The organism is Alicyclobacillus fructus, from assembly GCF_017329605.1.
GTDB lineage: Bacteria > Bacillota > Bacilli > Alicyclobacillales > Alicyclobacillaceae > Alicyclobacillus > Alicyclobacillus fructus.
On record NZ_JAFMTY010000024.1, the window covers coordinates 14,761 to 41,533 of the forward strand.

The following is a 26,773-nucleotide window of genomic DNA, read 5'->3' on the forward strand; positions in this document are numbered from 1 at the left end:
TGCCGGGCGCGCCACAAAAGCCCCCTTTGCTACCAAAGGGGGCGTAAGAAAGATCATGTGCTTGCGTCGTTTGAGTGCGACGGACGTGCATGTGATTCGATCCAGGTTGCCACTTGACCTATATCGAGACGCTTATTCGCCACATCTAAACACAGCTGAAACACTTCTTCGTCATCAGCCCATAGTGGGTATCCATTCAGCTCTAAAAAAGTACTCGCACAGCCCCAGGCTGTTCGTTTATTCCCATCGACTTTTGGACAATCTCCTCATGGCATCGTCGTTCCGAGAAAACACTCGGTTCGCGATTTCGCGAATGAGATGTTGACGATCCTCTTTGCTCTTCGTGTTCATTTTCATCTGTTCGCCAACCTCTCTGGTTGGAGTGATTTTTGCCATCTATCTCGTCTCTCATTCATCTTTTCGTGTAAACCCACAGACGACAGGGTGGGCGTGTGAAAAGGAACCCATCCTCATGGTACCTAACGAAGGTAAAGGCGTCTAGGGAGGGCGGCCGTGAATCTCCGGCGTGGGCTATCGATTGGCGGTCGAACCGCCGGAAGGCGCGTGAAAAAGGCCGCCCAAGCCAGGCGGCCGAAGTGGCTCCATTGCACTCAAATCGAACATCTCGACGTCCACGGCGCTCAGTCGTCCACGTCGATCTCCTTGTGCTCCCGGACGATGTGGTTGTAGTCGTAGCCGTGCTCGCAGTGCTGGCAGTGCACCCGAACCACAAGCTCGCCCTCCGGCACCTCGACGACGTTTTTCTTCTCGCAGCGCGGACAGATGGACTCCACAATCCAATGTTTATGATGGCTCATGCGATCGCCTCCCCACTCACAACGTTGGAGTGTATCACACGCGCTTCAAAACGGAATTGAATCCGCCTCCTGGACCGAGGGCGAGATCGCCAAAAACGAGCCCGCGCCGCGGCTCAGTCGAGCCCGTGCAGGAAATAGTACGCGTCGATGGAGCCAAAGCCCGTCGGGTGATCCCATCCAACCCCCGCGCTGTAAGCCCCATTCGATCCCGCCGTGATATCGTGGAAGGCGTACGGCGCATAGGACGTATTCCGCGCCATCGCGTAGATGCCCACATCCGCCAGTCCAACCGGCGCCTTGCCCTCGAGCGCGCGCGCCTGATCGATGAGCGCAAACGTGGCCGCCATCATCGGCGCGACGAAGCTCGTGCCGCCCGCGACCTCCCACTGGCCCTGATAGAGAAAGTCATAGCCCGTGGCCGGATCGGCGTTCAGGGCGATGTCGCACGTCTGCCGATAGCCGGTCTGCGGCACACCCGGGCCGTACTGCCACCACGGCTCGCCGTACACCGAGCTCACGCCCCCGCCCGTGTCCGCCCAGGCCGTCTCCTTGAGGCGCGTGCCGTCTGCGCCCATGACGAGCCTCGTCCCGCCGCACGCGGTCACGCACGGATCGGACGAAGGATAGTCGACCGCCGTCCCGCTCGTCCCATCGGACGATCCGCTGTCCCCCGCCGCCGCGAACACGCTCTGTCCCTGCGCCGCCATCTGCATGAAGATCTGGTGCTCGGCCTGCATGGTGGACGAATCCGTCTCCGACTCGGGCGCGCCCCAACTGGTGGTGACGACGTGCGCGCCGTCATCCGCGGCCACCTGGGCGAACGCGTCGATGAACGACTGCGCGTCCGGCTCGGCCGCCTCGTACACGGCGAGGGACGCGGTCGGCGCGATGGCGTGCGCCCATTCGCAGTCGAGGGTGGTCTCGTCGTCCGGCGCCGTGGACGATCCGTCGATCACGCGCTGGCGCAGCACGGGATCGGGCAGCCCGAAGGCGCGGTCGAACGCCGCGATGTCCGACATCTGCACGGAGCCGGAGGTCACGATGGCAATCACCTGCCCGCGGCCCATGTAGTGACTGTAGAGCGGCGTGTAGTCGTACGCGCGCTGGATCTGGGCGGGCGTGTAGCCTCCGCCCGCGGGCGCCGCGTGCGACACGACGAGATGGCGCTCCATCGCGCCGCTCGACAGGCCCACCACCGCCGACACGTGCGCGGCCAACGGCGCAGGCAGCGTCGCCGCCCCGTCCGGCCCGTACCACGCGGCCGTTCCCTTCTCATACGTCATCTCGCGCACGCCGAACGCCCGTTCCACGCCGCGCGCACGTCCGGTGATGGCGAGCACCATCGGATTGGCTGTCTGCGCGACGCTGAGCCCATAGGCGCGAAGGCCCTGGACCACCGCCTCGACGTCTGCCTTGGTCGGTGCAAACTCCCGGTCGAACGCGGCGGGCGTGAGAAACCGGCCTTCCTCCGGCGATCCCGGCGTGTACAGCGCTTCGATCAGGCGCTCGAGCGCTGCCTCGTGGCGCAGGCGCAAGGTGACCACCAAATGCATCGTCTGCGACGGCGACAGGCTCCCCTCCGCGCGAGCCCCCCGCATCTGCGGGTCGGGCAAAGCCACCACGGCGCGATCCTGCAAAGGCGCCGCGAACACCGCCGGCGGCGCGGCCAACGCGGCCGAAGCGGCCGCCAAGGCGGACAGAAGTGTGAGCGCTCGCATGCGGAACCCTCCCTGTGTCTGTCGATTCTGTGCTTTCTAGTTAACCGACAGTATAGAGGGAGGTGAATTACATTTATAGTTAAACAATGAGGAAAAGGAATCTCATTCTGGTTCGTCATCCGGCTCCCTGGTCAGCCTGGCGTCGTTGTCCATCCATCCGGCGGCAGCACGCCTTCGTACCGCACCAGCGCCGCGAAGTACCTGCGGGCGAAGTCGCGGAACGCCTCGGCGGCCCGCGTGAGATGATGCCTCCGCGACCAGGCCAACCCAATGACGCGCTGGCAGCGCGGCGCCTCAATTCGCAGGCGGCGCGTCTCGTGCGCCTCCCGTTCCCACCACGTCAAGGCCGGCACAAACGCCACACCCAGGCCTTGGCGGACGAGATCGGCGATCACGTCGGCCTCGTCGCCCGAAAAATGCACCTTCGGTTCGAAGCCGGCCGCCCGGCAGAACCCGTCGGTCAACTCGCGAAACTCATGCCCTTGATTCACGCAGATAAACGGCTCGTCCCTGAGTTCCGACAGCCTTACCGAGGTGCGCGCGGCGAGAGGATGGCCAGCCGGCACGATGAGATACACCTCCTCCACCACAAGCGGCTCCCAGGCGATCTCGTCTCCCGCCATCCGCGCCCCCGAGATGCAGAAGTCCGCTTCGCCGCGCACGATCTGCCGGGTCATCTCCTCCGCACTCCCGGAGTACTGGCGCACGCGAACACTCGGATGTTCGCGCAGAAACGCGCGCAAGAGCCCTGGCAACAGGCGCGTGGTCGACACTGTGAGAATGACGGTCTCGTCCTGCGCCTTGGCCATCTGCTCCAGTTCCCGCCTCGCTTCCTCCATTTCCGTCAACGCGCGATCCACCCGCGCCAGAAACGCCCGCCCATACGCGTTCAGCCGCAGATTTCTCCCCGTCCGATCAAACAGGGGCACACCGAGCTCGGCCTCGAGCCGCGCGATGGTCTTGCTCAGCGAAGGCTGCGCGATGCGAAGCTCCATGGCCGCGCGCGTCATGTGCTCCACGCGCGCCAGCGTGCGAAAGTAGGTCAATTGAAGAAGGTCCATCTCGGTGCCTCCCGCGGCAATCATAGCTCTTGAGCTATCTATTCATATCTATCAATGCATTTTACGGAATCAATGTGGCTCTCTACAATGAAATGGCGTTCCGGAATTTCATCTCACGAAACCGCGAGGAGGTTGACATGGAAACCGCAAAGACCGCCGGGCATCCAGGACTCCGGCTGATGATGATTCTCGTCTCCACGGCGCTCTCGTTTGGTCCCCAATACATTGCCAACGTATCTTCCATCCTGGATCAGACCCTCATCCAGTCCGGACTGGCGGAGGGTATGCGCGCCTTCGCCCTGGCGGCGTCGCTTTCCAACCTCGCCTTCGCCGTCTGCGTGCCCATCGGGCTTGCGCTCACGCAGCGGTTCGGGCTGCGGCGCACCTATCCGTGGTTCGCGGCCATCTTTCTCGCGTCCTGCGCGATGTCTGCGGTCGCGATGAATCCGCTCGTCTTTACCGTCAGCCGCGTCCTCGAAGGCATGGCCGCGGGCGGACTGTTTCTCACCACGCTGCCCGTGAGCCTGATCTCGTTTCCGGCGCCGATTCGCGGCCGGTTCATCGCCTTCGCCATCGGCGGGCTGTTTGGCATGTCCGCCGTCGGCACCGTGGTCGGAGCCGTGGCCCTCCTGACGAATTCCTGGCGCCTCGTCTTTGTCGTCGCCGGGCTTTGCTCGGCCATCGGGGTGGCGCTCGGGCTTCGGTCCCTGCCGTCCGATCCGCCCGCCGCCCATGGGCGCTGGGACCATCCCGGCACGACGTTGCTCGCCCTGTTGGCCGCCTCGCTCGCGCCGCCGCTCGTCCAGATTCGGGTGGCGGGCCTCGGCGCGCCGAGCGTCTGGCCGTGGCTGGCTGCAGCAGCCGTCCTGTTCGCCATCTGGATCCTCTGGGAAGTTCGCTGCCGGGCGCCGCTGGTGCAGTACAGAGCCCTTCGCAGCCTGCGCCAGCTTTGCGGTGCGGCCATGGCCATCCTCAGCCATGTGGCTCTCATCCTCGTCCTCGTGATGGGCTACGAATGGCTACACGCCCTGTGCGGAATCATCCCGCGCCAATGGCTGGTTCCCGCGCTCGTCTTTGCGGGTTGCGTCACGGCCGTCGCCATGTTGGCCACCTGGTTGCATCCCATCGTCGGCCCCGGCGCACTCGGGGCCATCGGGTCGCTCGGCGTGGTTCTCGTGGCCTGGGCGTGGCGGCGACAGGGCCAACACGCCTCCGCCGCGCTCGTGAGCTGCGAGATGGCCGTGGCCCTGAGTCTCATCGGGCTCGTGCTCATCATGGGCGCGCTCACCGCCGCGCTCGCGGGCGATGTGCACGAAGCGCGGTTGCGCTCGTGCTCGCTTCACTTTCACCGCAACCTGGCGGGCGCCCTGGCCCCTTCTTTCGCGAGCTGGTGGATGGGGCGCAGCGCCGCCATCGCGTACGAGCACCTGCGCGATCACGTCACCCTGTTTCAGCCCAGCGCGCTCGCCGCGTACCATCAACTGGTGGCGGCGCTGGCAGCGAAGACGGGGAATCTCACGCTGGCCGAGCGCCTGGCGGGCGCCGCACTTCTCGCGGAGGCCCAACGCATCTCGCTCACGGCGGCCCTGCACCACACCGCGGACGTCCTCCTGCTGGTGGGTTTCGGCATGTTCGCAGCGTCCGTCCTCATGGCGGCGACGGGTAAGGGCCGCCCGCTTTCCCAGCCGGCTGACCACGCCACGGCCCCCGCGGCCGCGCAAGGGATTCAAGCCAAACCCGGCACGTTTGTGGTACCATGACCTCGTCCCATGAAATCCCGAGAGACAAGGATGATGGCCATGTCCCACACGAGCCTGGGTCAGAAACCGCCATTTCGCGCGGATCACGTCGGAAGCCTGCTGCGCCCGGAATCCGTGAAGGAGGCGCGGCGCAGGTTTTTTGCGGGCGAGATCGACCGCGACGAGCTCACCGCGGTGGAGAATGAGGCCATCCGCCGCGTGGTTGCGCAGCAAAAGGAGATTGGGCTTGCCGCGGTGACCGACGGCGAACTGCGCCGCTCCTGGTGGCACTTTGATTTCCTCGAGCACCTCGACGGCGTGATGGGCTACGAACCCGAGCAGGGCGGCATTCAGTTCCACAACGTGACCACCCGCCCGCGCGCCATCCGCGTCGTCGGAAAGCTCGGCTTCCCGCAGGATCACCCCATGCTCGCCCATTTCCGATTCCTGAAGGAGGCGGCGGGCGAGCACGTGGCGAAGATGACCATCCCCAGCCCGAGCATGTTGCACTTCCGCGGCGAGATCGCGGACGGGGTGTACGAAGACGAGGACGAGATGTTTCACGATCTCGCCATGGCCTATCAGGGCGCCATCCGCGCGTTTTACGATGCGGGCTGCCGATATTTGCAACTCGACGACACGGCATGGGCGTACCTGTGCTCGGAGGAGCAAAAGCAGCAGATGATCGCCAAGGGGCGCGATCCCAAGCGGCTTGAGGCGAAGTACGCGGAGACCATCAACAAGGCGCTCGCGGCAAAGCCCGCTGACATGACCATCACCATGCACATCTGCCGCGGCAACTTCCGATCCACCTGGATCTCGTCCGGCGGCTACGAGCCCGTGGCAGAGACCCTGTTTCAGAAGCTCAACATCGACGGCTTCTTCCTCGAATACGATACGGAACGGGCGGGCGGATTCGAGCCGCTTCGGTTTGTGAACCGCAGGTCGCTTTCCATTGTGCTCGGGCTCATCACCAGCAAGCACGGCGCCCTCGAGGACAAAGACGAGGTCAAGCGGCGGATTCACGAGGCCACGCGCTACGTTCCGCTGGAACAACTGTGCCTGAGTCCGCAGTGCGGTTTTGCTTCCACGGAAGAGGGCAATCTGCTGACGGAAGAGGAACAGTGGGCGAAGTTGCGGCACGTCGTCGAGATCGCGCACGAGGTCTGGGGCTGACAGAGAAGAAAGGCAAAAGAGGGGTCAAATGGTGTACGCGGTGCGCGTCGTCTACCGCTATGTGCGACGCTACTTCAAGTTTCTGCTCGTCGGCGTGATGAACGCGGCCGTCGATCTCGGCGTGTTAAACGCGCTTCTGCTCGCGTTTCCGACGAGGTCTCCGCTTGTGCTGATGGCGTACAACACAATCGGCGTCATGGCGGCCATCTGCAACAGCTACTTGTGGAACCGGTTCTGGACCTTCGGCGACATCGCGACGGGATCCCGCAGGGAGAAAATGAAGTTCGCGCTGCAGTCGCTCATCAACCTGGTGTTGAACGACGCGATTCTGGTGGGCGCGAACGACTACCTGGTCACGCATCGCGGACTCCCCTACATGCTGGGAAGCAACATCGCCAAGGGCGGCGCGATGTTCGTCTCGTCGTCCGTCTCGTACGTGTTCATGCGCATGTTCGTGTTCAAGCGGCGAAATGTGCTTCACCTGGAGACGCATCGCCGATAGGAAGCTTGCGCTAACGGGCCCAATGGATTGGATTTGAAATCAACAATTACCTTCCCACATTTTCGTCTCCCATGCTATGATCAGTTTGTCACCCATGCGCGCGCATTCCTCAAATCAGGGTGGTGTCCACGGGGACTGCGCGCGCATTTGGTTTTTGAAATCCCCATTCATTCACCCAAGATGAGCCTCCGCGAGACCGAGGCGGGCGCGGGTTTTCATGGTATGAGTTCCTCTCGGTTTCCTTGAGATCAAATTTTGATTTTTGGGTATTGACAGGCAAATCGCGCCAAGCTATGATCCTCTCATATTTTATCTCTTTTTCCTCTATGAGGGGTGATTTCGTGGTGACGGCGCGTTTTATGGCCCTCGCGACAGGCGCTACTGTGCTTCTGGCCGGTGCATTCCTCGCGATTTGGGAGGCGCCGCGCGTCTTCTCCAATCCAGCGCCCGTCCCCGTGCCATCCTCGGGGGACGTGGTCCAACAGTGGTGGCAAGAACAGCATTCGTCCGCTTCCACACTTGAAAAGGTCCTCTACACGTCCGAGTTGTACGTTGAGATGCCGCTTGTCAATCAGTATACGCGACAGCTCACGTTGCCCGACTTTTTGATGGTACAAGGCACGCCGTCGCAGAAGTATGCAGACGGAAGGATGACAGTCTTTTACGTCTCGTGGAAGTCATGGGGAGATGCCTGGATTCACGATTTCCATTATCACCCCACCATCTTCCGTTGCACCCTGTGGCGCCACAAAGCCACGGTCTCCATTTTGCCTGCGGCAACCGAACATATGACCGCCAGTCCAGCAGTTCTCGCAAACTTCCCGGGCGTCGTTCATAGGTTGACGCTGCAACAGGATGCGACGGGCGCCTGGAAGGTGGCGGACGACGATTATACCGACGAATTCAAGCAAGACGTTGGTTCCAACGTCGATTGGAAGAAGCTCATCGAATCCCTGCCGGGCGATATCGCGCGCGAAAAGTCACAGGCCGTTACCCAACCGCCTCCACGTTCCGGCCTCCCGAACGTCACGGGCTCGCCCGGTGGACCGTCCAACGAGGCCACGAACGCGTCTTCGGGCTGACTCGCGCCGCGATACGGCCACTCAAGCGGCGCGAGGCATCCACGCGTTCACCACGGCGGCAATGGCGAGTCCCAAGAGGACGGACGACGCCACGTACGCGATGGCCAAGCCGCGATGCGTTCTCCACAGCCCCACGGTTTCCGTGGAGAAGCTCGAGAACGTGGTGAATCCGCCGCAAAAACCCGCGCCGAGAAAGATGAAAAGGTGCGGGTCTTCGTGCGCGAGGCGCGCCGTGAAGAGCGCCAGGCACAGCGTGCCCACCATATTGATGATCCACGTCCCCCACGGAAATGGCGTTTTGTTCACCTTGCCAATCCACTGGCCCACGAGATATCGCAGCACGGCCCCGATGGCCGATCCGCCCGTGGTCAACCAAAGCACGGCGTCGTTCACAGCGAGACCTCCTCTTCCGCTTCCCACTCCTCTTCGGGTGTCGCCTGTGCTGGCACCACCTTCGTTCCGAGCCATGCGCACAGAGGCCCGAGGACGGCGGTCAACACCACGTACAGCACGCCCTGCCACGGAGCGAGCCGCAGCGCCTCCCAAGCGCCGACGGCAAACGTGGAGAACGTCGTGTAGCCGCCCATGACACCCGGCCCCAGTCCTGCCACCAGCCAGTGCGGAAGCGCGTGCCTCACCGCCAGTTGCTGAATCAGGCCGAGCACAAAGGCGCCCGTCAAATTGATGGCAAAGATGCCGAGCGGGAACAGGTGCACCTGACCCACGGCGACGTCGACGAGATCGCGCAATCCTCCGCCCAGCGCGCCGCCGACCAGCACGGCGGCGATTTTCTTCCATTCATCCAAAACCCTCTCCCCCTTCGCTTCCCAATGAAAATGGCCCCTGCCACGCGCGAACGCAGCCCAGCATGCGTCCACACATCGCAGGAGCCATCAGCCCTGGCGGGCGGTTCCGGTGAGCTCCATCACCTGACGGATTGTGCCCTCATCGTAACGAATCGGCGCGCGGAAGACAAGCGCGCGCTCACTGCGCCACGTATCCCCCGTCGATCACGACGGCCTGGCCCGTGACGGAGGCGGCGAGATCGGACGCGAGGAACACGGCGTAGTGCGCGACCTCCTCGGGGAAGAGCAGCCGCTTCTGCGGCACGAGCGGATAGATCACGTCCTCCAGCACCTGCTCCACGGGGACGTTGCGCGTGCGGGCGAGATCGGCCAGCTGGTTGCGGACGAGGGGCGTGTCGACGTAACCGGGGCAGAGCGCGTTCACGGTCACGCCGTGCTCGGCCGCCTCGAGCGCCGCGACCTTCGTCAGGCCGATGAGCCCGTGTTTGGCCGCGTTGTACGCCGCCTTGCCCGCGAAACCGATGAGGCCGTTGACGGACGCCATGTTGAGGATCCGCCCATACCCGCGCGCCTTCATCCCGGGCAGCGCCCGCTTGATGCTCAAAAACGGCCCCGTGAGCATGAGGTCCACCATCTTGCGAAAGACGTCGGCCGGGAACTCCTCGATGGGCGCCACATGCTGCATGCCCGCGTTGTTGACCACGATGTCCACGCGGCCGTACTGCGCTTCCGCCTGCGTGAACAGCCGGTCGATCTCGCCCTCGTCCGAGGCGTCCGCCGCGACGGCCGTCACGTCCAGTCCGCGCTGCCGCAGAGCCTGTGCCTGCGCTTCCGCCGCGTCCTGCCGCAAATCGGACAACACCACGCGCGCCCCCGCTTCGGCCATGGCCGTGGCGACGGCGAGCCCAATCCCGCTCGCCGCACCGGTGACGACAGCGACGCGCCCTTGTAACGAAATCTGCATGCTCATCACGCCTCCAGGTTGGTGTCTGCGTACAGCTCCGCGCCCCGAGCGAGATGGTCCATAGTGCGGTACAGGCCGCCCGGCGGTGGTTCCTCGCCGCGCTCGACCCACCGCTCGAGGCACAAAAACGCCGCTTCGAAATACGGGAAGACCGGCTGCTGGTCGCCGCGATCGAGCCGCAACAGCCCGTCCACGTGATTGCCGCGGTCGATCTCGTACAGCCGGTGCAGGTGCGCACGGCCTGCGGCGGCGACCGCCTGGGCGTAGGCCGTTTGATGCGCCGCAAACGGGAGCAGGCAGTCCCAGTTGCCCGCCACGGTGAGCACCGGCGCGCCGATACGGCCGGTGTTGACGATGGGCGCAATGCGCGTCGCGACGCGCCCTGCCCGCTCCTCAGCCGGGTAGGCCGCAAGGGCGGACGGATCGGCCAACCAGTCGTTCGACCAAGGAAGGGCGAAGTTTGGCCAGTCGGGATCCAGATTGCGCCCGTAGAGCCAGAGGGTGACGAGCCAGTACATCTGGTAGTAGATGGCCCAGTGGGGCTCGGCGCCGGGCGGAAGCCCGAGCGCGACGAGATGGTCCCGCCATCGCTTGCGCTCGGGGCCATCGGCCCGCGCGTACGCGGCGAACCCGGCGATCCACGTCGGAAGGGTCTTCAAAAGGTGCTGTCCTTGCGGAGCCCAATACACGCCTTCCCAGTCCACGGCGCCGTCGATCCCGTCCGCATGCCGCTCGGCGAGAATCCGCGCCACGTAGCCGCCGTTCGACACGCCGAGCACGTAGGTGCGAAGCGGAACCTGCGCGAAACGCAGGGCGAGCACGCGCTTGGCCACCTCGATGAGGTGGACGTAAGCATACTCCCACTCCGCCATGGACCGGGCGGGATCGCGCAACGTGAGCCCTGGCGTCGCCTTGTCGCAGGCTGCGTAGGCGTAGCCCCTTTGCAACACGATGTCCGAGACGAGGTGATCCAGCGCGAACTCCGAGCGGACAGCGGGCGTGGCACCGATGACGAGCTTGCCGTTCCAGTCCCGCGGGATGCGGAGCACCGCCTGGGCGCGGCCCAGCGCGCCGTGCCACTGATACCCAGGCACCCGGCGAACGATGCGCGGCGGCCGATAGACGAGCGCCTGCGCGTCCTCGTGCGCGCCCTGGCCTTGTGTGGTCAGATCCGGAAGCCACTCGAGCCCGCGGGCCATTCGCGCTGACGCTTCTGCGACGAGCCATCCGTCGTTGTCCACGCGCCCTCCTCCTCCCTCGCGTCTCCCCATGAATTCGCTTTCTTTTGCCGCCTTCCTGCTGTTCGCCGCGGCCTGGCAGCGAGGCGGTGCGATTCTCATATCGTGCCATTTGCAACATACGTTGAAGGAGGGGGTGCCGACGACGGATGAAGGAGGTGATCGCGTGCTCGTCCTGTGGTACCTCGTCGAGATCGCGCTCTACGTCCTCACGTCCATCGCCTTCTACCGCCTCGCGAAGAAGGCGGGGCTCCGGAAGATGGCCTGGTTCGCCTGGGTGCCCGTGCTGAACATCGTCCTGCAGCTCCGCATGATCGGCAAGAGCGCCTGGTGGTTGCTCGTCCTGCTCGTACCGATTGTGGACATTGTGTTCTGGATCATCTGGCAGGTCAAACTTTGCCGCGCGTTCGGCCACAGCGGCGCGAACGTGTGGTGGGTCCTTGTTCCGCTGGTGTATACCATCATATGGATTGTATGGGGTTTCGAAGAGGAGACGCAATATGTGGGGGTGAGCGCGTGAAACGGGCGCCCCGGTCTTCCGGCCGGGGCGCTCTTCGATTCACAGGGCGCCCACGACGGGATGCGGTACGTACGGCTCCTCGAGATACGCCATGTCCTCCTTTTCGTTATCAGCCTCTATCAGCCGCTGGCAGATTCACGAGATTTGGTGCGGCAAGGGTTTTCCGCGCCCAAAGGAGGACTTCACCCCATCTTGTGAGAAAAAATGGTGTCCACCAAGCCATTTCAGGCGGGCGAGGTCCAACGTGTAGGTTCGACACGTATGGCGCTTTTTGCTTTGACGAACAGAATGACCGCGGATTGGCATCCCCCACCTCATGGCCGCACATGTCGCTGATCTCCGCTAGCGCAGATCCACCCGCCCCGCCGCTACCTCCTGCAGGGCCGACGCGGTCACAGGCCGGCCGTAGCGAAAGCCCTGCAGCCTGTTCACGCCTATCGCCCGCAGGAGTGCCTCCTGCTCCGCGGTCTCCACGCCTTCTGCCGTGACCTCGAGCCCCAGTTCACTCGCAAGCGCCATCACGGCGCGAATCAGCCGCTCATAGTACTCATTTGTGTACAGGCGCGCCACGTAACTCCGGTCAATTTTGATCCGGGTCACCTGAAACCGCCGCAGATACGCGAGCGACGCGTACCCCGTGCCAAAGTCGTCGAGCGCGATGCGAAAGCCGCGCTGACACAGCGACCGGACCAAATCCTCCGCCGCGTGCTCCATCAGCGACTGCTCCGTCAGCTCGATCTCGACGTCTTCCGGCTTCACGCCGTGCTCGGCGACCGCGCGCGAGAGGTCGTCGACGAGATCGCCGTACAGTTGGCAGTCCTGCGCGGAGATGTTCAAGGAGATGGTGAGCGACAGCCCGCTCTCCCGCCACGCCGCGAGGCTTGCGATGGCCTCCTCCATCACGCGCCGGGTGATGGCCGGCATCAACCTCGCTTCCTCCGCAATCGGGAGAAACTCGCCCGGCGACAATTCGCCGAACTCCTTGTGCCGCCAGCGCACGAGCGCCTCCGCGGACACCAACTCGCCCGACTTCGCGTCCACGACGGGCTGGTACACCACGTACAACTCGCCCCGTGCAATGGCGCGAGGCAATTCGTTCCGCAGGCGATCCGCCCGCGACATGGCCGCCGCAATGGACTCCCGATAGAAGCAGACCTGGTGCCGCCCTCGCCGCTTCGCGCGCTGCACCGCCAGCTCCGCCTTGCGAAACAGGACGTCCGGCGTGGTCCCATCTTCGGGAAAGAAGGCAATTCCGACACACGCGCCGAGATCGAACCGATTCGCCCACGGATCGACTTCGCGGCACGAAGCCATGAGCCGGTTCGCCACGGCGAGCACATCGAGTTCTGGCCCTGCGTGCGCCACGAGGAGGGCAAACTCGTCTCCGCCCAGGCGGGCCAAGACGTCGGCGCTGCGCTTTTCGGCTTGCCATCCCCGGGCCACGGCGCGCAACACCTCGTCGCCTGCGCGATAGCCAAACGCGGCGTTCAGCGCTTCAAACCGGTCGAGATCGACATACAGCAACGCCAGTCGGTCCGCATCGCGTTCGGCCGCGCGCACGGCGTATTCGAAATAGTCCATGAAGTAGGCGCGATTGAGGACGCCCGTGAGCGCGTCGTGACTCGATTCGTGCGCGAGGCGTCTGCGCAGATCCCGCTTTTGGCGCAGATCGAGGAACAGTTCGCGGTACGCAAAGGCGGAGAAAGCGAGGAGGAGTGCGGTGCCGATGCCGGCGATCCAAAGCGTCAGATAAAGTGGACGCGAGGCCATCACGCGGAGGATGGGCAGGCTGTCCACCCTGATGGCCTGTTCCCAGTGGGCCAACGCGTGCACGCCGCCCGCCGCATCGCAGATGATGGCCGCCACCATGGCCAGCACAACGACCTGCATGCTGACCACGTACGCCAACAGTCGGTATTCGGTCGCCAACGGCTTCAACAAGAGCCACTTCAGCCACGCCCGCATTCGTTCCGCCCCCCGCGCGGAGCATGTGTATCGTTGTAGTTCGTGCTTAGAAATGCAAAATCCTTCTCCGCACAACGACGCAGCAAAGGCCCGCCGCCTCAGTCGAGGCGCGGGCCTTTGCATTCCGCAGTCGAGTTTTGGCGTCAGGACTCCGCCGCACCGGATTGCGCCACATACCGCTCGCCGCGCAAGATCCGCTCCGTCGGATACACGCGGCGCACGCGCGCGACAATGACGGCCGCCAGCACGCTCTTCACAAAGTCGCCTGGCAGAAACGGCCACATGCCGCCCGCCAGCGCGCTTCCCCACGGATGGAGGGACGGCACCACGTGCCGCAGCCAGAGCACGCCCGGGATGTAGCAGACGAGATCGCCCAGCACAAACAGGATGGCGATGAGCTTGGCGATCTCGCCGCGCGATCCGGGCCGCACGCGCGCGATGGCGAGTCCGGCAAACAGCGCGCAGAACGGCCAGCCCCAGATGTAGCCCGCCGTCGGGCCGAGCATCAGGCTTGGCCCGGCGTGCCCGCCGATGAGCGGCAGGCCGACGAGATCCAGTACAATGAGAAGCACGAACGTCAGCGCGCCGTACCACGGCCCGAGCAGCCCGGCGCAGACCTGCACCACCAGCGTCTCCAGCGTGATGGGCACCGAGCCGACGGGAATCTGCACGAGGCTCAAAACGGCGAAGATGGCGATGAAGAGGGCACAGAAGATGAGTCCGCGAACTTTGGCCATGAAACTTGACCACTCCCCTAGGTCGATGTGATATTGTTAACCTACGAGCAGATTATAGTTGACAATCCAGGTGAAAGACAACCGCGAATGGGGGGCGAACGACGTCCCATGTCGGAATTTCAATGGAACCGACTCACGCAGAACCCGAGCGCGCAGACGGCTCGGCCGCCCGCCATCGCGTGGCGCCACCTGTTCGTCACCCCGCACGGCGCCGCCAAGCCCGTGCTGTGCGACGTATCGGGCGAGGTCCCGGCCGGATGCGTCGTGGCGTTGGTCGGGCCGAACGGCGCAGGCAAGACGACGTTTTTCCGCGCCCTCGTGGGACTCGCCCGGTTTGAGGGTGAGTTGGCCGTGCACGGCGAGGCGTGGCAGACCGCCCGCTGGCGGGTGCAGATGGGCTTTCAGCCGCCCGCGGCGAGCTTTGTGGGGCAGACGGTGGAAGAAGAGATCGCGGTCTCCATCGCCGCGCGCGCCACTCACCTCCGCGAGCGCGAACCGGATGGGAGGGCACTCGAGGGCGAGATCCGCGATTGGATGCGGACAGTGGGACTTTCGGTTCCCCTGAACCGTCCGGTGGACGCACTGTCGGGCGGCGAGATGGCCAAGCTCGCGATCGCAGGCGCGCTGGCATCCGGCGCCGACGTCCTGTTGATGGACGAGACCCAGGCGGAGCTCGATCCCGACGCGCGCGCCGCGATGCGCTCGCTGTTTCGCCGCCTCGCTCAAACCGGCCGAACCGTGCTCCTCGTCACGCACGACATGGACGACGTGTTGGCGGCGGACGCGGTGATGGTGGTGAAAGACGGCTCGATGAGCGCGCCCATGTCGCCTCGCGACTTTTTCTACGGAGACAACGGCCAAGCGCCCTGTGACGATCTCGGCTTCGAGCCGCCCTACCTCATCCGGGCGGCGCGCCACATCCGGGACGCGACGGGCGCCGACTTTGCACCCCTGACGGAACAGGAATTTGTGGAGGGATGGCGGCGTGCAGTTGCAGGTCAGGTCCTTGACGCTCGCGCGCGGCGAGACGCCGATTCTGTCGAACATCTCGTTTGAGGCGTCGCCCGGCGAATGGATCTTGCTCGTCGGGCGCAACGGGGCGGGCAAGTCCACGCTGCTCGATGCGCTGGCCGGGATCGCCGTCCCCTTATCCGGCGAGATCCTCTGCCGCGGCGAGGGCGACGAGCCGGTCCGGCCCACGTACTTGCCGCAAGCGCCGGAGCGGCTCTTGTTCGCCACCCCGGCGGCCGAGGAGTTCGCCGCGAGCCTGCGGCTCCCGAGCGCCGAGGTCCGGAACCGCTGGAGCGAATGGGTGGCGCCCCGGCTGGCGCCCCTTGGCCTCGGCCATCTCCGGCCGGACGACCTACCCTCCCGCCTGTCCACCGGCATGCAGCGCAAGTTCGTCTACGCCATGGCGCTCGCGCGACCCGGACAGGTGCTTCTCTGCGACGAGCCGACGAGCGGCCTCGACGCGGCGTCCCGCGCGGAGATCCTGGACGAGATCGAGCGCTTTGTCGAGCAGGGCGGGTTGGCCATCACGGCGTTGCACGATCTCGACGAGGCGCTGTTTCGCGCCACCCGCGTGCTCGCCCTGGCCGACGGCCGCATCGCCTTCGACGGGACGCCGCAGGCGTTTGTGGAACGCGCCCTGCCTTTGGCGGAAGCCGGCGTGCCCGTGCCGCCTTCCGTGCGCCTGGCCCTGGCCCTCGCGGCGAGCGGCGGACCCGCGCCTTCGCTTTGCCGCCCGCGCGATCTCGCCGCAAAGCTCCTGGAGGCGCCTGCCACCGGCCAGCCAGCGGAGAAAGCCGCGCCCCCCGCGCACGCCCAGGCCCGCTTCGGCACGACAGGCGAAGCCGACGAGGCTTCCGCGGCATGCGGGGCGGCCGCCGCTTCGCACGAAGGCGCCATGGCGACGCCCGTCACGCCCCGCAAAGCCGACTTTCACCCCGCCCTGCGCTGGCTCATCGTCACCGCGCTCACGATCGCCATCGCGCTGGTCCACCGGCCTTGGGGCGATCTCGCGGCCGTGATCGTCACGCTCGCGCTGTTGTGCGTCCTGCGTGCTGCGGTGCGGACCACGCTTCGTCTGACGTGGACCTGGGCGAGCTTCGCCGCCCTGGCCTGCGCCGTGAGCGGCCTGCAGCTCGGGCCGCCGTTCCACGCCCGCTGGGCCTTTCATCCCGCCGCGGCGCAGCACACCCTGCTGGAGGTCGTGCCGTATTGGTGCTTTCTGCAGTTGGGACAGCTTGCGCTCGCTCGCTTCTCGTCGCTCCAGTTTGCGGCCCTGGCCCATCGGGCGCTGGCACGCCTCGTGCCTCGCCGCCAGCGGCTCGTCGTCAGCTGGTTTGGAGCGCTCGTGACGCGTTTCATTCCCGCGGTGGACGCCATCTACCGCGAGCAATGGTACGCATACCGCGTGCGATGCCAGAACGCCGGCCGCGCCGTCACGACCTCGCGGCTCCTCGTGGACGTGGCCAACGTCATCGCGCCGTTTGTCATCCGCATGCTGCGGTTCGGCGAGACCACGGCGGACGCCATGGAGGCGCGCCGGCTGTTTGAAGTCCCGCCTCCCTCCGCCCTGTTGCCCGAGTGGCGCGTGCGCGGGAAAGATGCGGGCCTCATGGCGATCGCGGCCGCGGGCCTCGCGCTCCTCGTCTGGACGCGCTGAAGCCCGGCGAGTGGTTTCGCCGGGCTTCAGATTGGGCGCCTGTGGAGGCGATTCGGCGGCTCACATCGAGGTCATGATGTTGAGCGTGGAACCGCCCCAGGTGTATTTCAGGCCGAGATCGTTCAGGATTTTGGCCACATCCGACATCGCCATGAACGTGGTGGGCTTGTGCGAATACGGATCGGTCAGAACCGCCCCGTTGGCCATGCCGACCACGTGTCCGTTGATGTCGAGCGTGATGTACCCGCCGTTGAACTTGGCGTTCCAGTTGTACGATCCGCCCGTTTGGATCATCCATTCGTGGCCGTTCCAGCTGTTGTGGATGTTCAGCTTGTCGAGCACCTGCATCACGTACCAGATGGGGATGTACTGCTCGCTCTGATTCGTCGCCGGATTCACGCCCCAGACGCCGAGCGGCATCTCCCAGGCCTGGCCGTTCACCTCGAGCGAGATGCCGGTCCACGTCCAGGAGTCGCTCGCGCTCTCGAATTTCGTGGGGAACTGGCTCACAATGCCCGCCGCCAGTGAATCGCCGGTCATAAACATATGGTTGTAGGACATGGCGAACTCGTTGGCGGAATCCGCGTAGTCCTTGTTGACGTAGTCGTTAAACGTTGCCAACAGCTCGTCGATGTGCGTCTCCAGGCCATCCTCCACCGCCTGCACACTGAGGCTTGGGTCCTCGCTTCCGAGGAACTCCGCGAAGTGCACCTTGTAGTCCTCAAGCGCATTCACGGCCTGTTGGCGTCCGCTTGCGTCATTCTTCGCCGTGGCGACGACGTAGTTGACGAAGTCGTTGATGTGGTCCGCCCACAGCTGTTTGTACTCCGCACCCGCTTGCGATCCGTAAACCGAACCGTACGCGTTCGACAAATCATCCGTGTTCTGGTTCAGCACGTTGGCCAAGGCCTGGAAGTCACCCGCACCGCTGTAGCCCGCCTCCATGGCGAGGTTGGCGAGATCTGCGTGCAGGGCGAGCAATTGATCCATCGTGACGCGCAGGTTCGCGGCGGCCGTGTCGGGTGAAGCCGTTCCGAACTTTTGCGGGAACTGCTTGACGATGGCGCCCGCGAGCGCGTCTCCGACCATGAACATGTGGTTGTACGCCTCGACGAGTTCCTGCGCCATATCGGTGTAGTCTTTGTTGACGTAGTCGTTAAACGCGGTGAGGAGTTCCTGCACGTGCTGGCGAAGACCGTCCTGAACCGCCTGTTCGCTCAGGTACGGATTGGCCGATGCGAGGAACTTGGCGAAGTTCTGCTCGTACTGTTGCAGAGCGTTGAGGGCCGCCTGCTGACCGGACGGATCGTTCTTCACGGTGGCCACGACGTAGTTCACAAAGTCCTGAATGTGTGCGCTCCACATCTGCTTAAACTGCGCTCCGGCTTGCGAACCGTACACCGAAGCGATGGCGCTCGAAAGCGCGTCCGTGTTTTGACTCAGCAGATTCACCCAGTTGTTGTAGTCCGGCGCGTTGTCGTAACCCGCTTCCATCGCCTCGATGGCGAGCACGGCGTGTTGCGCGAGCAGGTTGTCGAGATCGACCCGCAGGTTGATGGCCGCGTTCGCGGTCACCGGCGCCGGCTTGACCGGCCACATGTTCGAATTGGTTGCCGCCATCGCGACGCTGGACGTCCCTCCGAGTGCGATCATGCAGGCTGCGGAAGCGCCGAGCCACTTGGTTTTGTTTTTCATCATCACTTTGACATCCCTCCATGGGTCCTGTGGAATCTTTCACTTTGATCTACGGTGGAGCGGGAGATTTGGATCACTTCTTCTCTCGAATGTTCTTTGAGAAGCGCTATCATGAGCCCCATTTGAATCCAGAAGAGCACAAAGTCGACGGGGATGCCCTCATCGTACGGGTCCGACGGGTTGATAAAGTAGCTGCCGCCCTGAAAGAAGAAGAAGTTGAGCACCATGAAGCTGGCGACACCGAGCGCGGCTGCGGTGACGGCCCTTTCGACCAAGGACAGCGGACGAATGAGCGCCACAAGGCCGGCCATCAAAAGCGCAACGCCGCTCGCCAGCTCGCCTACCATCACGAGCCAGGCGAAGAACGCCGCATGTGGAACGAACACGTGATCCAAGAGCGAAGCGTAGAAGCGGTACGGCAAATCGTGTTCCGCTGACGCGAGCTCTGCGCCCAACCCGCGCACGAAACCGTGCGCAAGCACCTTGTTCACCCCGGAGACAAGCCATTCATAACCGACGACAAGCAGGATCCACGCCTGATACCGATGGATTCGCATCCCCAACCCCTCCTCCTGGGCGCCACTCGCCTAGGAATACGCGCACCGCGGTCATCTGGATCAGCCCCGATGGCCAGTTCGCATTAAAAAAGCGCTGCCCGGAACTCGGACAGCGCTTATGCGATCAGCTGGAGAACGTCTTGAAAACATGGTGTGAGTGGCCATCCGCAGCTTTGCCCTCACGTCGACAGCTGCGCCTTGAACACCATAGTGCCGAGCGGCCGGACGTCGATGGCCTTCGGCTCGAGCGTTACGGCCACGATGTTCACCTGCTCATTCGGCATGAGCGACGCGAACACGGCGTTCCCCTGCGCATCCGGCACAAACACGCCGGCGGATTGCGGGGGCTGGCCTTGGTGAATCACCCAGACCTGGTACACCTGAGAACCCTCGGGCCGCTTCAACCCGTGAAATCGAATCAGCATTTCCTTGCCCTGCGGCGAATCGATGACCCACATCTGCGCGCTTCCCATCCCCGCGGTCGGCGCCAGCTGAATCTGGGTTTTCACCTGCCCAATCGCTTCGGACGGCGCAACGCGGTGCAGTGCCCAGCCAAGCCCCGCCGCGACGAACACCAGCGCAGCCCAGGGCGCCATCCACCAAGCCCGCATGCGGCGGCGTCCCCTGCGCGCGGACCACGGTGGCACGGTCGACGCATTCGGTGCGGACGTCGTGCTTTCGCGCGAAACCTCCGCTCGTTCCTTCGCCACTTCCGGCGACGCGGCGGCCCGTTCGGCATCGGCGTCGATCTCCGCAAGCACGGCGGTCAGGACGCGATCGCGCATCCCGGAAGGCGGCTCCACTTCGTCGAAGTCGTACAACATGGCGTCGGTGATGGGTTTCATGCGGGCCCACTCGGCCTGACACTCCGCGCACGTGGCGAGATGTTCCTCGAACGCCACGCGGTCGGCGTCATCCAGCCCGCCGAGGGCGTAGAGCGCACACAGATCGCACATCTTGTCAGCCACGGCCCTCCACCTCCCATCCGACGCGCTCGAGTTCGTCGCGCAGTTTCTGCATCGCCAGGCGGGCGCGGCTCTTCACGGTGCCCAGAGACCAACCGAATCGCTCGGCGATCTCGTTCTGCGTGTACCCCTGAAAGTACATCCATTCCACGACCTGACGCTGCTCCTCGGGAAGCTTGGCAAGCGCCTGACGGATGCGGGATCGCAGATCGCTTTGTTCCGCCAGGCGATCCGGCGTGGGGCCGTGATCCGCGAGAACGGGAAACAGATCTTCTCCAGACTCGTGCTGCTGGCGTCGCTCCCGGCGGTGAAGGTCGATGGCGGACCTGCGCGCGATGGTCAACAGCCAAGTCGACACCTTGCCGAGCGCGGGGTTGTACGCATGCGCCTGACGCCACACCTTGACGAACACGTCCTGCACAATCTCTTCGGCGTGCGAGACGTCCCCGGTCACGCGGTACGCGAAGCTGTACACGAGGCGCGCAAACCGATCGTACAGGGCCTCGAGCGCGTCGCGCTGCCCGCGCGCGATGGCGGCAAGCAGCATGTCGTCGGACAGCTCACCGTTCATGTCCACTCTCCTCAAACGGACGATGGAGTTGGTTGTGCTGTCACGTATGATAGTGGAAGCCGCTGCGCGGGACAAGGTGGACGCCATGGCTCGCCGCCCCTCGACTCTGACGTGGCGTTTCATGAAGTCATACGCAGAGAAATGGATGTGGGATCAGTCGGGGGCCGCGAAAGGAAAACGGGGCGTTGGGAGGAAGCGCCGCGAGAGCGGACGCGATAGGGAGAGAATCGCGAAGGGTCGCTGGGCTTCTGAGCGGGGACGACACACGCCTCCTCCCCGTGGGCGATATTCAAAGTCCCCGCGGGGCGACGTGCCCCGCGGGATCTTCGTTGCCGAACGCATCGAACGGAAGGGCCTCAGCCTTCCACCAGCCGCAGCACATCCGCCTCGGTATCCGCCTCGAGCGCCCGGGCCGCCAACGCCTTTGCATCCTCATAACGGGTGCTGCGCACGACGTCGCGCACCTTGAGAATGGAACCCGCGCTCATGCTGAATTCGTCCAGCCCGAGGCCCAAAAGAATGGCCGTCGCGCGCGGATCTCCCGCCAGCTCGCCGCACATGCCGACCCATTTGCCATGCGCGTGCGCGCCGTCAATCACCATCTTCACCAGCCGCAGCACGCTTGGGTTGAGCGGCTGATACAAATGGGCAATGCGCTCGTTCAACCGGTCGCATGCGAGCGCGTACTGGACGAGATCGTTCGTGCCGATGGAGAAAAAGTCGACCTCCCTCGCCAGGCGATCCGCCACCACGGCCGCGGCGGGAATTTCGATCATGATGCCGACTTCCAGGTGGTCGTCGAACGGCACGCCCTCGCGGCGCAGCGACGCCTTGACCGCCTCGAGTTGGGCCTTGGCCGCCCGCACCTCCTCCACCGTCGCGATCATCGGGAACATCACGCGCAGCTTGCCGTAGTGGGAGGCGCGCAGAATGGCGCGGAGCTGAGTCTGAAACAGATCGGTCCGGTCCAGGCAGACCCGAATGGCTCGGTAGCCGAGGAACGGATTGTCCTCCTGCGGCAGGCCGAGATACGGGATGCCCTTGTCTCCGCCGACGTCGAGCGTGCGGATGATCACCGGGCGCCCGGCCATGGCCTCCGCGACCTCCCTGTAGGCTGCGAACTGCTCGTCCTCGGTGGGCGGCGTCTCCCGGTTCATGTACAGAAATTCGGACCGGAACAGGCCGATGCCCTCGCCGCCCTGCGCCAGCACCTGCGCCACCTCGGCGGGCGTCCCGATGTTCCCCGCGATTTCCACCCGGCGGCCGTCCGGCGTGACCGACGCGGCGTCGCGCAGCGCGGCAAGCCGCGCCCGCTCTCCCTGCTGGCGCTCCATCTCCCGGGCGAAGCGCGCCAAGTCGTCCTCGCCCGGATCCACCACAACCAGGCCCTCACCGCCGTCGACCGCGATGCGCTGACCCGACTGCACGCGGGCGGTGATGTCGCCGAGGCCCACCACGGCCGGAATGCCGAGCGATCTCGCCATGATGGCGGTGTGCGACGTGCGTCCGCCCACATCCGTCACAAACGCGCGCACGAGCGCGGCGTCCAGTTGCACCGTGTCGGACGGGGCGAGATCGCGCGCCACCAGGACGACGGGCTCGGAGATGTCCGCGAGATGGTGGCCTTCGGCGCCCTGCAGGCGGCGCAGGAGGCGGTTGCCCACGTCGCGCACGTCGGCGGCGCGCTGGCGCATGTACTCGTCGTCCAGCCCCTCGAAGATGCTGGCGAGCATGTCGATCACGCTCTTGACCGCCCACTCGGCGTTCACGCGCTCCGCCTCAAGGTACTGGCGAATTTGCCCCACGAGCTCGGGATCGTCCAACATCTGCGCGTGCGCGACGAAGAGCTGCGCCTCCGCTTCCCCCATCTTCTCGAGCGCCGTCTGGCGGAGCGCCTCGAGCTCCTGCTTGGCGGCGGCGATGGCCTGCTCCACGCGCGCCCACTCCGCCGCCGGATCGGCACCTTCCACGCGCTCGACGGACAACGCCGCCGGCGCCATCACCCAGGCCTTGGCGACGGCCACGCCGTCCGACGCGGCCACGCCGCGATACACCGTGCCCATGTGCGTCACCTCACTCGCCGAATCCGGATGCGACGAGATCGCAGAGCGCGTTCACAGCCTGTTCCGCGTCTTCGCCCTCCGCCTCAATCTTGATGACGGTGCCCTGCCCAATGGCGAGCGACAACAGCCCCAGAATGCTCTTGGCGTTGATTCGCTTGCCCTTGGCCTCGAGGTAAATCTCCGACTGAAACTTGTTCGCCTCCGCCACAAACAGCGAAGCTGGCCGCGCATGCAGCCCGGAAGGGTTCTTCAGTTCGATCTCTCGTTGTGCCATTGCCATCTCCATAACCTCCTGTGCGTGTTTTCGTCTCATCCTCAGCGGAACTGGGCCTTCAACGCTTGGTACGCCGACACGACGCCCTCCAAAAGCGGCCCATCCAGGCCACACACCTTGCGCGCCGCGCCCTCCACGCCGATCTCGGCGATGAGCCGCCCAAGCTCGACCGAAGCCTCGTCCTGGTCATCGTCGTAGCAAAGCGCCGACGCGATGGCGCGCTGAATGGCCTGCGCCTCGCAACCCGCCTCGGCCGCGGCCATCAGGGGACCCATCAGGCGCTCGCCCGGCGCCAGCTTGCGCAGGGGATCGCGCGCGACGCGGCCGACGTGATCGACCACGTATGGATTCGCGAAGCGCGCGCGCACCTTGTCGGCGTACGCGGCGAGATGGCCGAGGTCAAATTCGGCATACCGGTGCGCGAGCCCCCGCGCGGCTTCCTGCTGAAACTGCGCCGCGTGCTGCCGGATATCCGCATGCGACAGCGCCTCGCCGATGGTCCGGATGCCGTAGAGATGCGCCAGGTACGCGATGGCGGCGTGCGCGCCATTGACGAGGTACAGCTTGCGCTGCAGATACGGATCGAGGTTCGACACCCACGAGATGCCGGACGGCGCGCCGGGCACGGGGCTTCCTTCCACGACCCACTCGTAATACGACTCGACCACGCAGTCGAGCGGCTCCTCGGCGTGCTCCTCGCGGTTGGGCGCGATGCGATCCACCGCGGCATCGAGGAAGCGGACGCGCGCGTCCACGAACGAGCGCACCGCGTCGTCGGCGAGCCGAAGGACGTGATCGCGCAGTTGCGACGTCGCGCGCACCGCGTTTTCGCAGGCGATGACGATCACGTCACCGCCGCGATCCGCCTGCATGCGGAGGCGGAACCCTTGCACCAGCACCTCGGCGACCGCCGCCAGGTGCCGCACGCCGACGGCGGTGGTGATCCAGTCGCTCTCCGCCGCGAGCTCGGCGCAGCGCTCCGAATCGAGCAGACACGCGTCGACACCTTCCACCTCGACGACGCGCTTCTCCTCGCCGAGCTCGATCACGCGGTAGCGCCGCTTCTCAGCGATGTCCCGCACAAGACCCGGCACCACATCCGCAAACGTCACCTGAAATCCCGCGTCCACGAGCAGCCAGCCGATGAACCCCCGGCCGATGTTGCCCGCGCCAAAGTGCAGCGCCCGCTTCATGGCGCACTCTCCAGAATGGCCACGATCTCGTCCGGCGACGACGCCTGGACCAGCCTCGTCACGTTCGCCTCATCCATGCAGACCGTGGCAATTCGAGACAAAAGCTCCATGTGCTCCTCGCCCTTGCCCGCAATCCCGATGACCAGATGCGCCCGCTCGCCGCCGAAATCCACCCCGTCCGGGTACTGAGCCACGACAATCCCCGACGCGCGGATGTACTTCACCGAATCCGGCATGCCGTGCGGAATGGCGATCCCGTTGCCGATGTACGTGGTGGTCGAAGCCTCGCGCTCGATCATGCTGTCCACGTACGGCGCCTCCACGTGGCCGAGATCGACCAGCATCCGGCCCACCCGCCGGATGGCGTCCTCCTTCGGCTCTGGGCGCAGGTTGAGCGCCACATGGCGCGCGTCCAATGTCACCATCTTATTCACTCCCCCAGATGAACCATGGCATCGTACAGGTGCTGTCGCACCTGTTCTTCTTCCGCGCTTTTCAACGCTTCCACCAACGATTGCGACTCGACCAGGGCGACCGAGATGCGGCCCAGACACTCGATGGCCTCCGCGTCCTCCTCCACCCGCGCGAGCAGGACGAGCACCACGGCCACGGGCTCGTCCTCGCCCACGCCAGGCGTGCGCATCGGCCGCTCCAATCGATAGACGCCGACAAACGGCCCGTCGAGGGCATCGGTCCTCGCGTGCAGAACCGCGAGTTGACGCCCCGGCAGGACGACGCTGCCCAGCCGCTCCCGGCGCTCGATGGCTTTGACAATCGGCTCCGCGGCGGGCGCGCGCCCGCGCCTCACGACGTGGCGCGCGACGATAGGAATGAGGTCGTCCATCGTTTCCGCGCGGATGCGCTCGATCTCGACCGACGACGCCAGGTGCAGGGCCCATGTGGTCGGGCCGCCGGACAAGCGCCGGCCCGATTCGGGCGACGGACGCCATCGCCGCTCGATCCCGGCGAGCGCCAACCGGACCTGGCGGATGTCTTCGTCCGTGAGAAACGGCGACACCACCACGACCGGCACCTCCGTCTCGGGCAGCGGAACCGTGGACAACACGATGTCGGCGTCCAGGTGAGAGGCCGATTGCGCTGGCGCCACCTGCACCGCCGACACCTCGGGCAACTCCTTGCGCACGCGGCTCAAAAGCAACCGCGCCGAACTGAGCCCGTGCGGACACACGATGGCGGCCCGCCATCGCGCCTCCGCCGACTGCCGCTCTCGCGACGCGCCGAGGTGCATGGTCAGAAAGCCGATCTCCTCTTCGGGCAAGTCCAGTCCGTGCGGAGCAAACACGGCGCGGGACGCCGCCGCAGCCGCGGCGAAGAGCTCCGGGTACCGGACCTTGACCATCTCGAGCAGCGGGTTGCGAATCGGCAGCCCGGCGCGGACGCGATCGAGCGCAGGCGCCAAATGCTGCGCCAGGTCACTCATCAACAGCTCGTCGGACGTGAACGGCAGTTGCGTGATGTCCTGAACCGCGCGCACGAACCGATGGGCGAGATCGAGCGCGGTCACGTTGGAAGGCAGCAGGCGGAAATCGTCGTCCAAGCGCACGCGCAGGCCCGCGAGGTGCCGGGCCATATAGCGGATTTCCGGCTCGGTCGCGATGGCCTCGAGGCCGATGGCCTGGGCGGCGCGCACCAGGAGCTCTCTCGCCGTGGCGATATCGCTCGGCCTGGCGTCGCCTTCCACCTCTTCGCCAAGCAGCCGGCCGCCTCGCGATGCGCGCAGGGACTGAATCACCGCGTACAGCCAGACCTCGAACCGATCCGCCTCCTCGATGGGCGGCTCGGCCGCCCCGAGCACGGACTCCACGACGTCCGCCAGGGCCTTCAGCGCCTCGGGTTTGACCCATTGTACGAGCCAGCGCGCGACTGGATGGCTGAGATCGCCTTCTCGCACCGTCATGCGCGCGAGTTCATAAGGAGGAATCTGCTCGTAGACGATGTCAGCCATGGTTTCGCGCCTGGCCGCCTCGCCGCCTTCCACCAGCACGCCGAAACCTTGCCTGCGCACCAGGATCAGGCGGCGCGCCCGCAGCCACGGGGCGAGATCGTTCAAATCGCTGCTCAAGCTCGCGGGCGCGGCATCGAGCACCTTGCCCAGATACGCGAGTTTGAGCGGCCCCGGCTCCGCTAGGAGCCAGAGGGCGAGGAGCGCGGCCCGCTGCCGCGGCGTGACCGGCGCGGCCTGCGGCATGACGGGGCCCAGCGCGGCCTCGATGCGGCGCAGCTCCTGCGGCGAGGCCACCACGCGCACGCGGCCCTTCTGGTTCTCGATGCGCGCGCGGAATGGTCGGAGCCAGCCGGCGACGGCGCGCAAGTCGCGCTGCAGCGTCCGCCGACTGACATCCAAACGGCGCGCGGCCTCGGAAGGATCCACGCCTTCCGAGTGCCGCACCAGTTCAGAGAGCAGGAGCTTTTGGCGATCCGTCAGTTCGCTGACCATGTC

At 65.3% G+C, this 26,773-nt stretch carries 25 protein-coding genes, 1 pseudogene and 1 riboswitch; of the genes and pseudogenes, 7 read left to right on the forward strand and 19 right to left on the reverse strand.

Annotation, left to right across the window (positions count from 1 at the left end):
* Positions 1-53 precede the first annotated feature (53 nt).
* The 4 genes and pseudogenes from J3481_RS15085 to J3481_RS11965 form a co-directional block, all read right to left on the reverse strand.
* A pseudogene (locus J3481_RS15085) lies at positions 54-239 on the reverse strand (hypothetical protein); the annotation flags it as partial.
* 402 nt (positions 240-641) lie between these two features.
* Positions 642-818 (reverse strand): hypothetical protein, encoded by a 177-nt coding sequence (locus J3481_RS11955; RefSeq protein ID WP_206832386.1) that lies wholly within the window; start codon positions 816-818, stop codon positions 642-644.
* A 113-nt stretch (positions 819-931) separates the two neighbouring features.
* Positions 932-2,536, reverse strand: coding sequence for a S53 family peptidase (locus J3481_RS11960; protein ID WP_206832385.1), 1,605 nt, complete (start codon positions 2,534-2,536; stop codon positions 932-934).
* A 131-nt stretch (positions 2,537-2,667) separates the two neighbouring features.
* On the reverse strand, positions 2,668-3,597 hold the full coding sequence (locus tag J3481_RS11965; RefSeq protein WP_206832384.1) for a LysR family transcriptional regulator: 930 nt from the start codon (positions 3,595-3,597) through the stop codon (positions 2,668-2,670).
* 137 nt (positions 3,598-3,734) lie between these two features.
* On the opposite strand from J3481_RS11965, the gene J3481_RS11970 reads away from it, so the two are divergent.
* From J3481_RS11970 to J3481_RS11985, 4 genes are all read left to right on the forward strand, one after another.
* Entirely contained in the window at positions 3,735-5,357 is a 1,623-nt protein-coding gene (locus J3481_RS11970; protein WP_206832383.1) for an MFS transporter, read from the forward strand.
* Positions 5,358-5,396: 39 nt separating this feature from the next.
* Positions 5,397-6,512 (forward strand): 5-methyltetrahydropteroyltriglutamate--homocysteine S-methyltransferase, encoded by a 1,116-nt coding sequence (locus J3481_RS11975; RefSeq protein WP_206832382.1) that lies wholly within the window; start codon positions 5,397-5,399, stop codon positions 6,510-6,512.
* Between the two features lie 28 nt (positions 6,513-6,540).
* Entirely contained in the window at positions 6,541-7,014 is a 474-nt protein-coding gene (locus tag J3481_RS11980; RefSeq protein ID WP_206832381.1) for a GtrA family protein, read from the forward strand.
* Positions 7,015-7,355: 341 nt separating this feature from the next.
* The gene (locus tag J3481_RS11985; RefSeq protein ID WP_206832380.1) at positions 7,356-8,096 is read left to right on the forward strand and encodes a hypothetical protein; all 741 of its coding nucleotides are present in this window, start codon (positions 7,356-7,358) and stop codon (positions 8,094-8,096) included.
* Positions 8,097-8,117: 21 nt separating this feature from the next.
* Here J3481_RS11985 and crcB read toward each other — a convergent pair whose 3' ends face one another.
* From crcB to J3481_RS12005, 4 genes are all read right to left on the reverse strand, one after another.
* Positions 8,118-8,489 carry a fluoride efflux transporter CrcB gene (gene crcB / locus J3481_RS11990; protein WP_206832379.1) on the reverse strand — a complete coding sequence of 124 codons (372 nt, stop codon included), beginning with the start codon at positions 8,487-8,489 and terminating at the stop codon, positions 8,118-8,120.
* Positions 8,486-8,902: a fluoride efflux transporter FluC gene (locus J3481_RS11995; protein ID WP_206832378.1), complete on the reverse strand. Its 417-nt coding sequence runs from the start codon at positions 8,900-8,902 to the stop codon at positions 8,486-8,488. The genes crcB and J3481_RS11995 overlap by 4 nt, the downstream gene beginning before the upstream one ends.
* Positions 8,903-8,973: 71 nt before the next feature.
* Positions 8,974-9,035, reverse strand: a riboswitch (Fluoride riboswitch).
* Between the two features lie 45 nt (positions 9,036-9,080).
* Positions 9,081-9,866, reverse strand: coding sequence for a 3-hydroxybutyrate dehydrogenase (locus J3481_RS12000; protein ID WP_206832377.1), 786 nt, complete (start codon positions 9,864-9,866; stop codon positions 9,081-9,083).
* Between the two features lie 5 nt (positions 9,867-9,871).
* A complete protein-coding gene (locus J3481_RS12005; protein ID WP_328702133.1) occupies positions 9,872-11,107 on the reverse strand; it encodes an alpha/beta hydrolase in 1,236 nt (411 codons plus the stop codon).
* A 163-nt stretch (positions 11,108-11,270) separates the two neighbouring features.
* Here J3481_RS12005 and J3481_RS12010 point away from each other — a divergent pair, with 163 nt between their 5' ends.
* On the forward strand, positions 11,271-11,624 hold the full coding sequence (locus tag J3481_RS12010) for a DUF5684 domain-containing protein (RefSeq protein ID WP_206832375.1): 354 nt from the start codon (positions 11,271-11,273) through the stop codon (positions 11,622-11,624).
* Between the two features lie 342 nt (positions 11,625-11,966).
* On the opposite strand, the gene J3481_RS12015 is transcribed toward J3481_RS12010, so the two are convergent.
* Both J3481_RS12015 and J3481_RS12020 read right to left on the reverse strand, forming a co-directional pair.
* Positions 11,967-13,589, reverse strand: a complete 1,623-nt coding sequence (locus tag J3481_RS12015) for a putative bifunctional diguanylate cyclase/phosphodiesterase (protein WP_206832374.1) — start codon at positions 13,587-13,589, stop codon at positions 11,967-11,969.
* Positions 13,590-13,732: 143 nt separating this feature from the next.
* Positions 13,733-14,326, reverse strand: coding sequence for a biotin transporter BioY (locus J3481_RS12020; RefSeq protein WP_206832373.1), 594 nt, complete (start codon positions 14,324-14,326; stop codon positions 13,733-13,735).
* 108 nt (positions 14,327-14,434) lie between these two features.
* On the opposite strand from J3481_RS12020, the gene J3481_RS12025 reads away from it, so the two are divergent.
* Together J3481_RS12025 and J3481_RS12030 are read left to right on the forward strand one after the other, a co-directional pair.
* Complete coding sequence (locus tag J3481_RS12025) at positions 14,435-15,382, forward strand: energy-coupling factor ABC transporter ATP-binding protein (protein ID WP_206832372.1); 948 nt, start codon at positions 14,435-14,437, stop codon at positions 15,380-15,382.
* On the forward strand, positions 15,312-16,994 hold the full coding sequence (locus tag J3481_RS12030) for an ATP-binding cassette domain-containing protein (RefSeq protein WP_206832371.1): 1,683 nt from the start codon (positions 15,312-15,314) through the stop codon (positions 16,992-16,994). The genes J3481_RS12025 and J3481_RS12030 overlap by 71 nt, the downstream gene beginning before the upstream one ends.
* Positions 16,995-17,054: 60 nt before the next feature.
* Here J3481_RS12030 and J3481_RS12035 read toward each other — a convergent pair whose 3' ends face one another.
* From J3481_RS12035 to J3481_RS12075, 9 genes are all read right to left on the reverse strand, one after another.
* Entirely contained in the window at positions 17,055-18,692 is a 1,638-nt protein-coding gene (locus tag J3481_RS12035; RefSeq protein WP_236011624.1) for a hypothetical protein, read from the reverse strand.
* Positions 18,692-19,246, reverse strand: coding sequence for a hypothetical protein (locus J3481_RS12040; protein ID WP_206832369.1), 555 nt, complete (start codon positions 19,244-19,246; stop codon positions 18,692-18,694). The genes J3481_RS12035 and J3481_RS12040 overlap by 1 nt, the downstream gene beginning before the upstream one ends.
* Before the next feature lie 179 nt (positions 19,247-19,425).
* On the reverse strand, positions 19,426-20,214 hold the full coding sequence (locus J3481_RS12045; RefSeq protein WP_206832368.1) for an anti-sigma factor: 789 nt from the start codon (positions 20,212-20,214) through the stop codon (positions 19,426-19,428).
* Entirely contained in the window at positions 20,207-20,782 is a 576-nt protein-coding gene (locus J3481_RS12050) for an RNA polymerase sigma factor (protein WP_206832367.1), read from the reverse strand. Before J3481_RS12050 ends, J3481_RS12045 begins: the two co-directional genes overlap by 8 nt.
* A 356-nt stretch (positions 20,783-21,138) precedes the next feature.
* A complete protein-coding gene (ptsP, locus tag J3481_RS12055) occupies positions 21,139-22,845 on the reverse strand; it encodes a phosphoenolpyruvate--protein phosphotransferase (RefSeq protein ID WP_206832366.1) in 1,707 nt (568 codons plus the stop codon).
* 10 nt (positions 22,846-22,855) lie between these two features.
* Positions 22,856-23,119: an HPr family phosphocarrier protein gene (locus tag J3481_RS12060; protein WP_206832399.1), complete on the reverse strand. Its 264-nt coding sequence runs from the start codon at positions 23,117-23,119 to the stop codon at positions 22,856-22,858.
* A 41-nt stretch (positions 23,120-23,160) separates the two neighbouring features.
* Positions 23,161-24,312 carry a mannitol-1-phosphate 5-dehydrogenase gene (locus J3481_RS12065; protein WP_206832365.1) on the reverse strand — a complete coding sequence of 384 codons (1,152 nt, stop codon included), beginning with the start codon at positions 24,310-24,312 and terminating at the stop codon, positions 23,161-23,163.
* The gene (locus J3481_RS12070; RefSeq protein WP_206832364.1) at positions 24,309-24,737 is read right to left on the reverse strand and encodes a PTS sugar transporter subunit IIA; all 429 of its coding nucleotides are present in this window, start codon (positions 24,735-24,737) and stop codon (positions 24,309-24,311) included. The genes J3481_RS12065 and J3481_RS12070 overlap by 4 nt, the downstream gene beginning before the upstream one ends.
* Before the next feature lie 5 nt (positions 24,738-24,742).
* Entirely contained in the window at positions 24,743-26,770 is a 2,028-nt protein-coding gene (locus J3481_RS12075; RefSeq protein ID WP_206832363.1) for a BglG family transcription antiterminator, read from the reverse strand.
* Positions 26,771-26,773 lie beyond the last annotated feature (3 nt).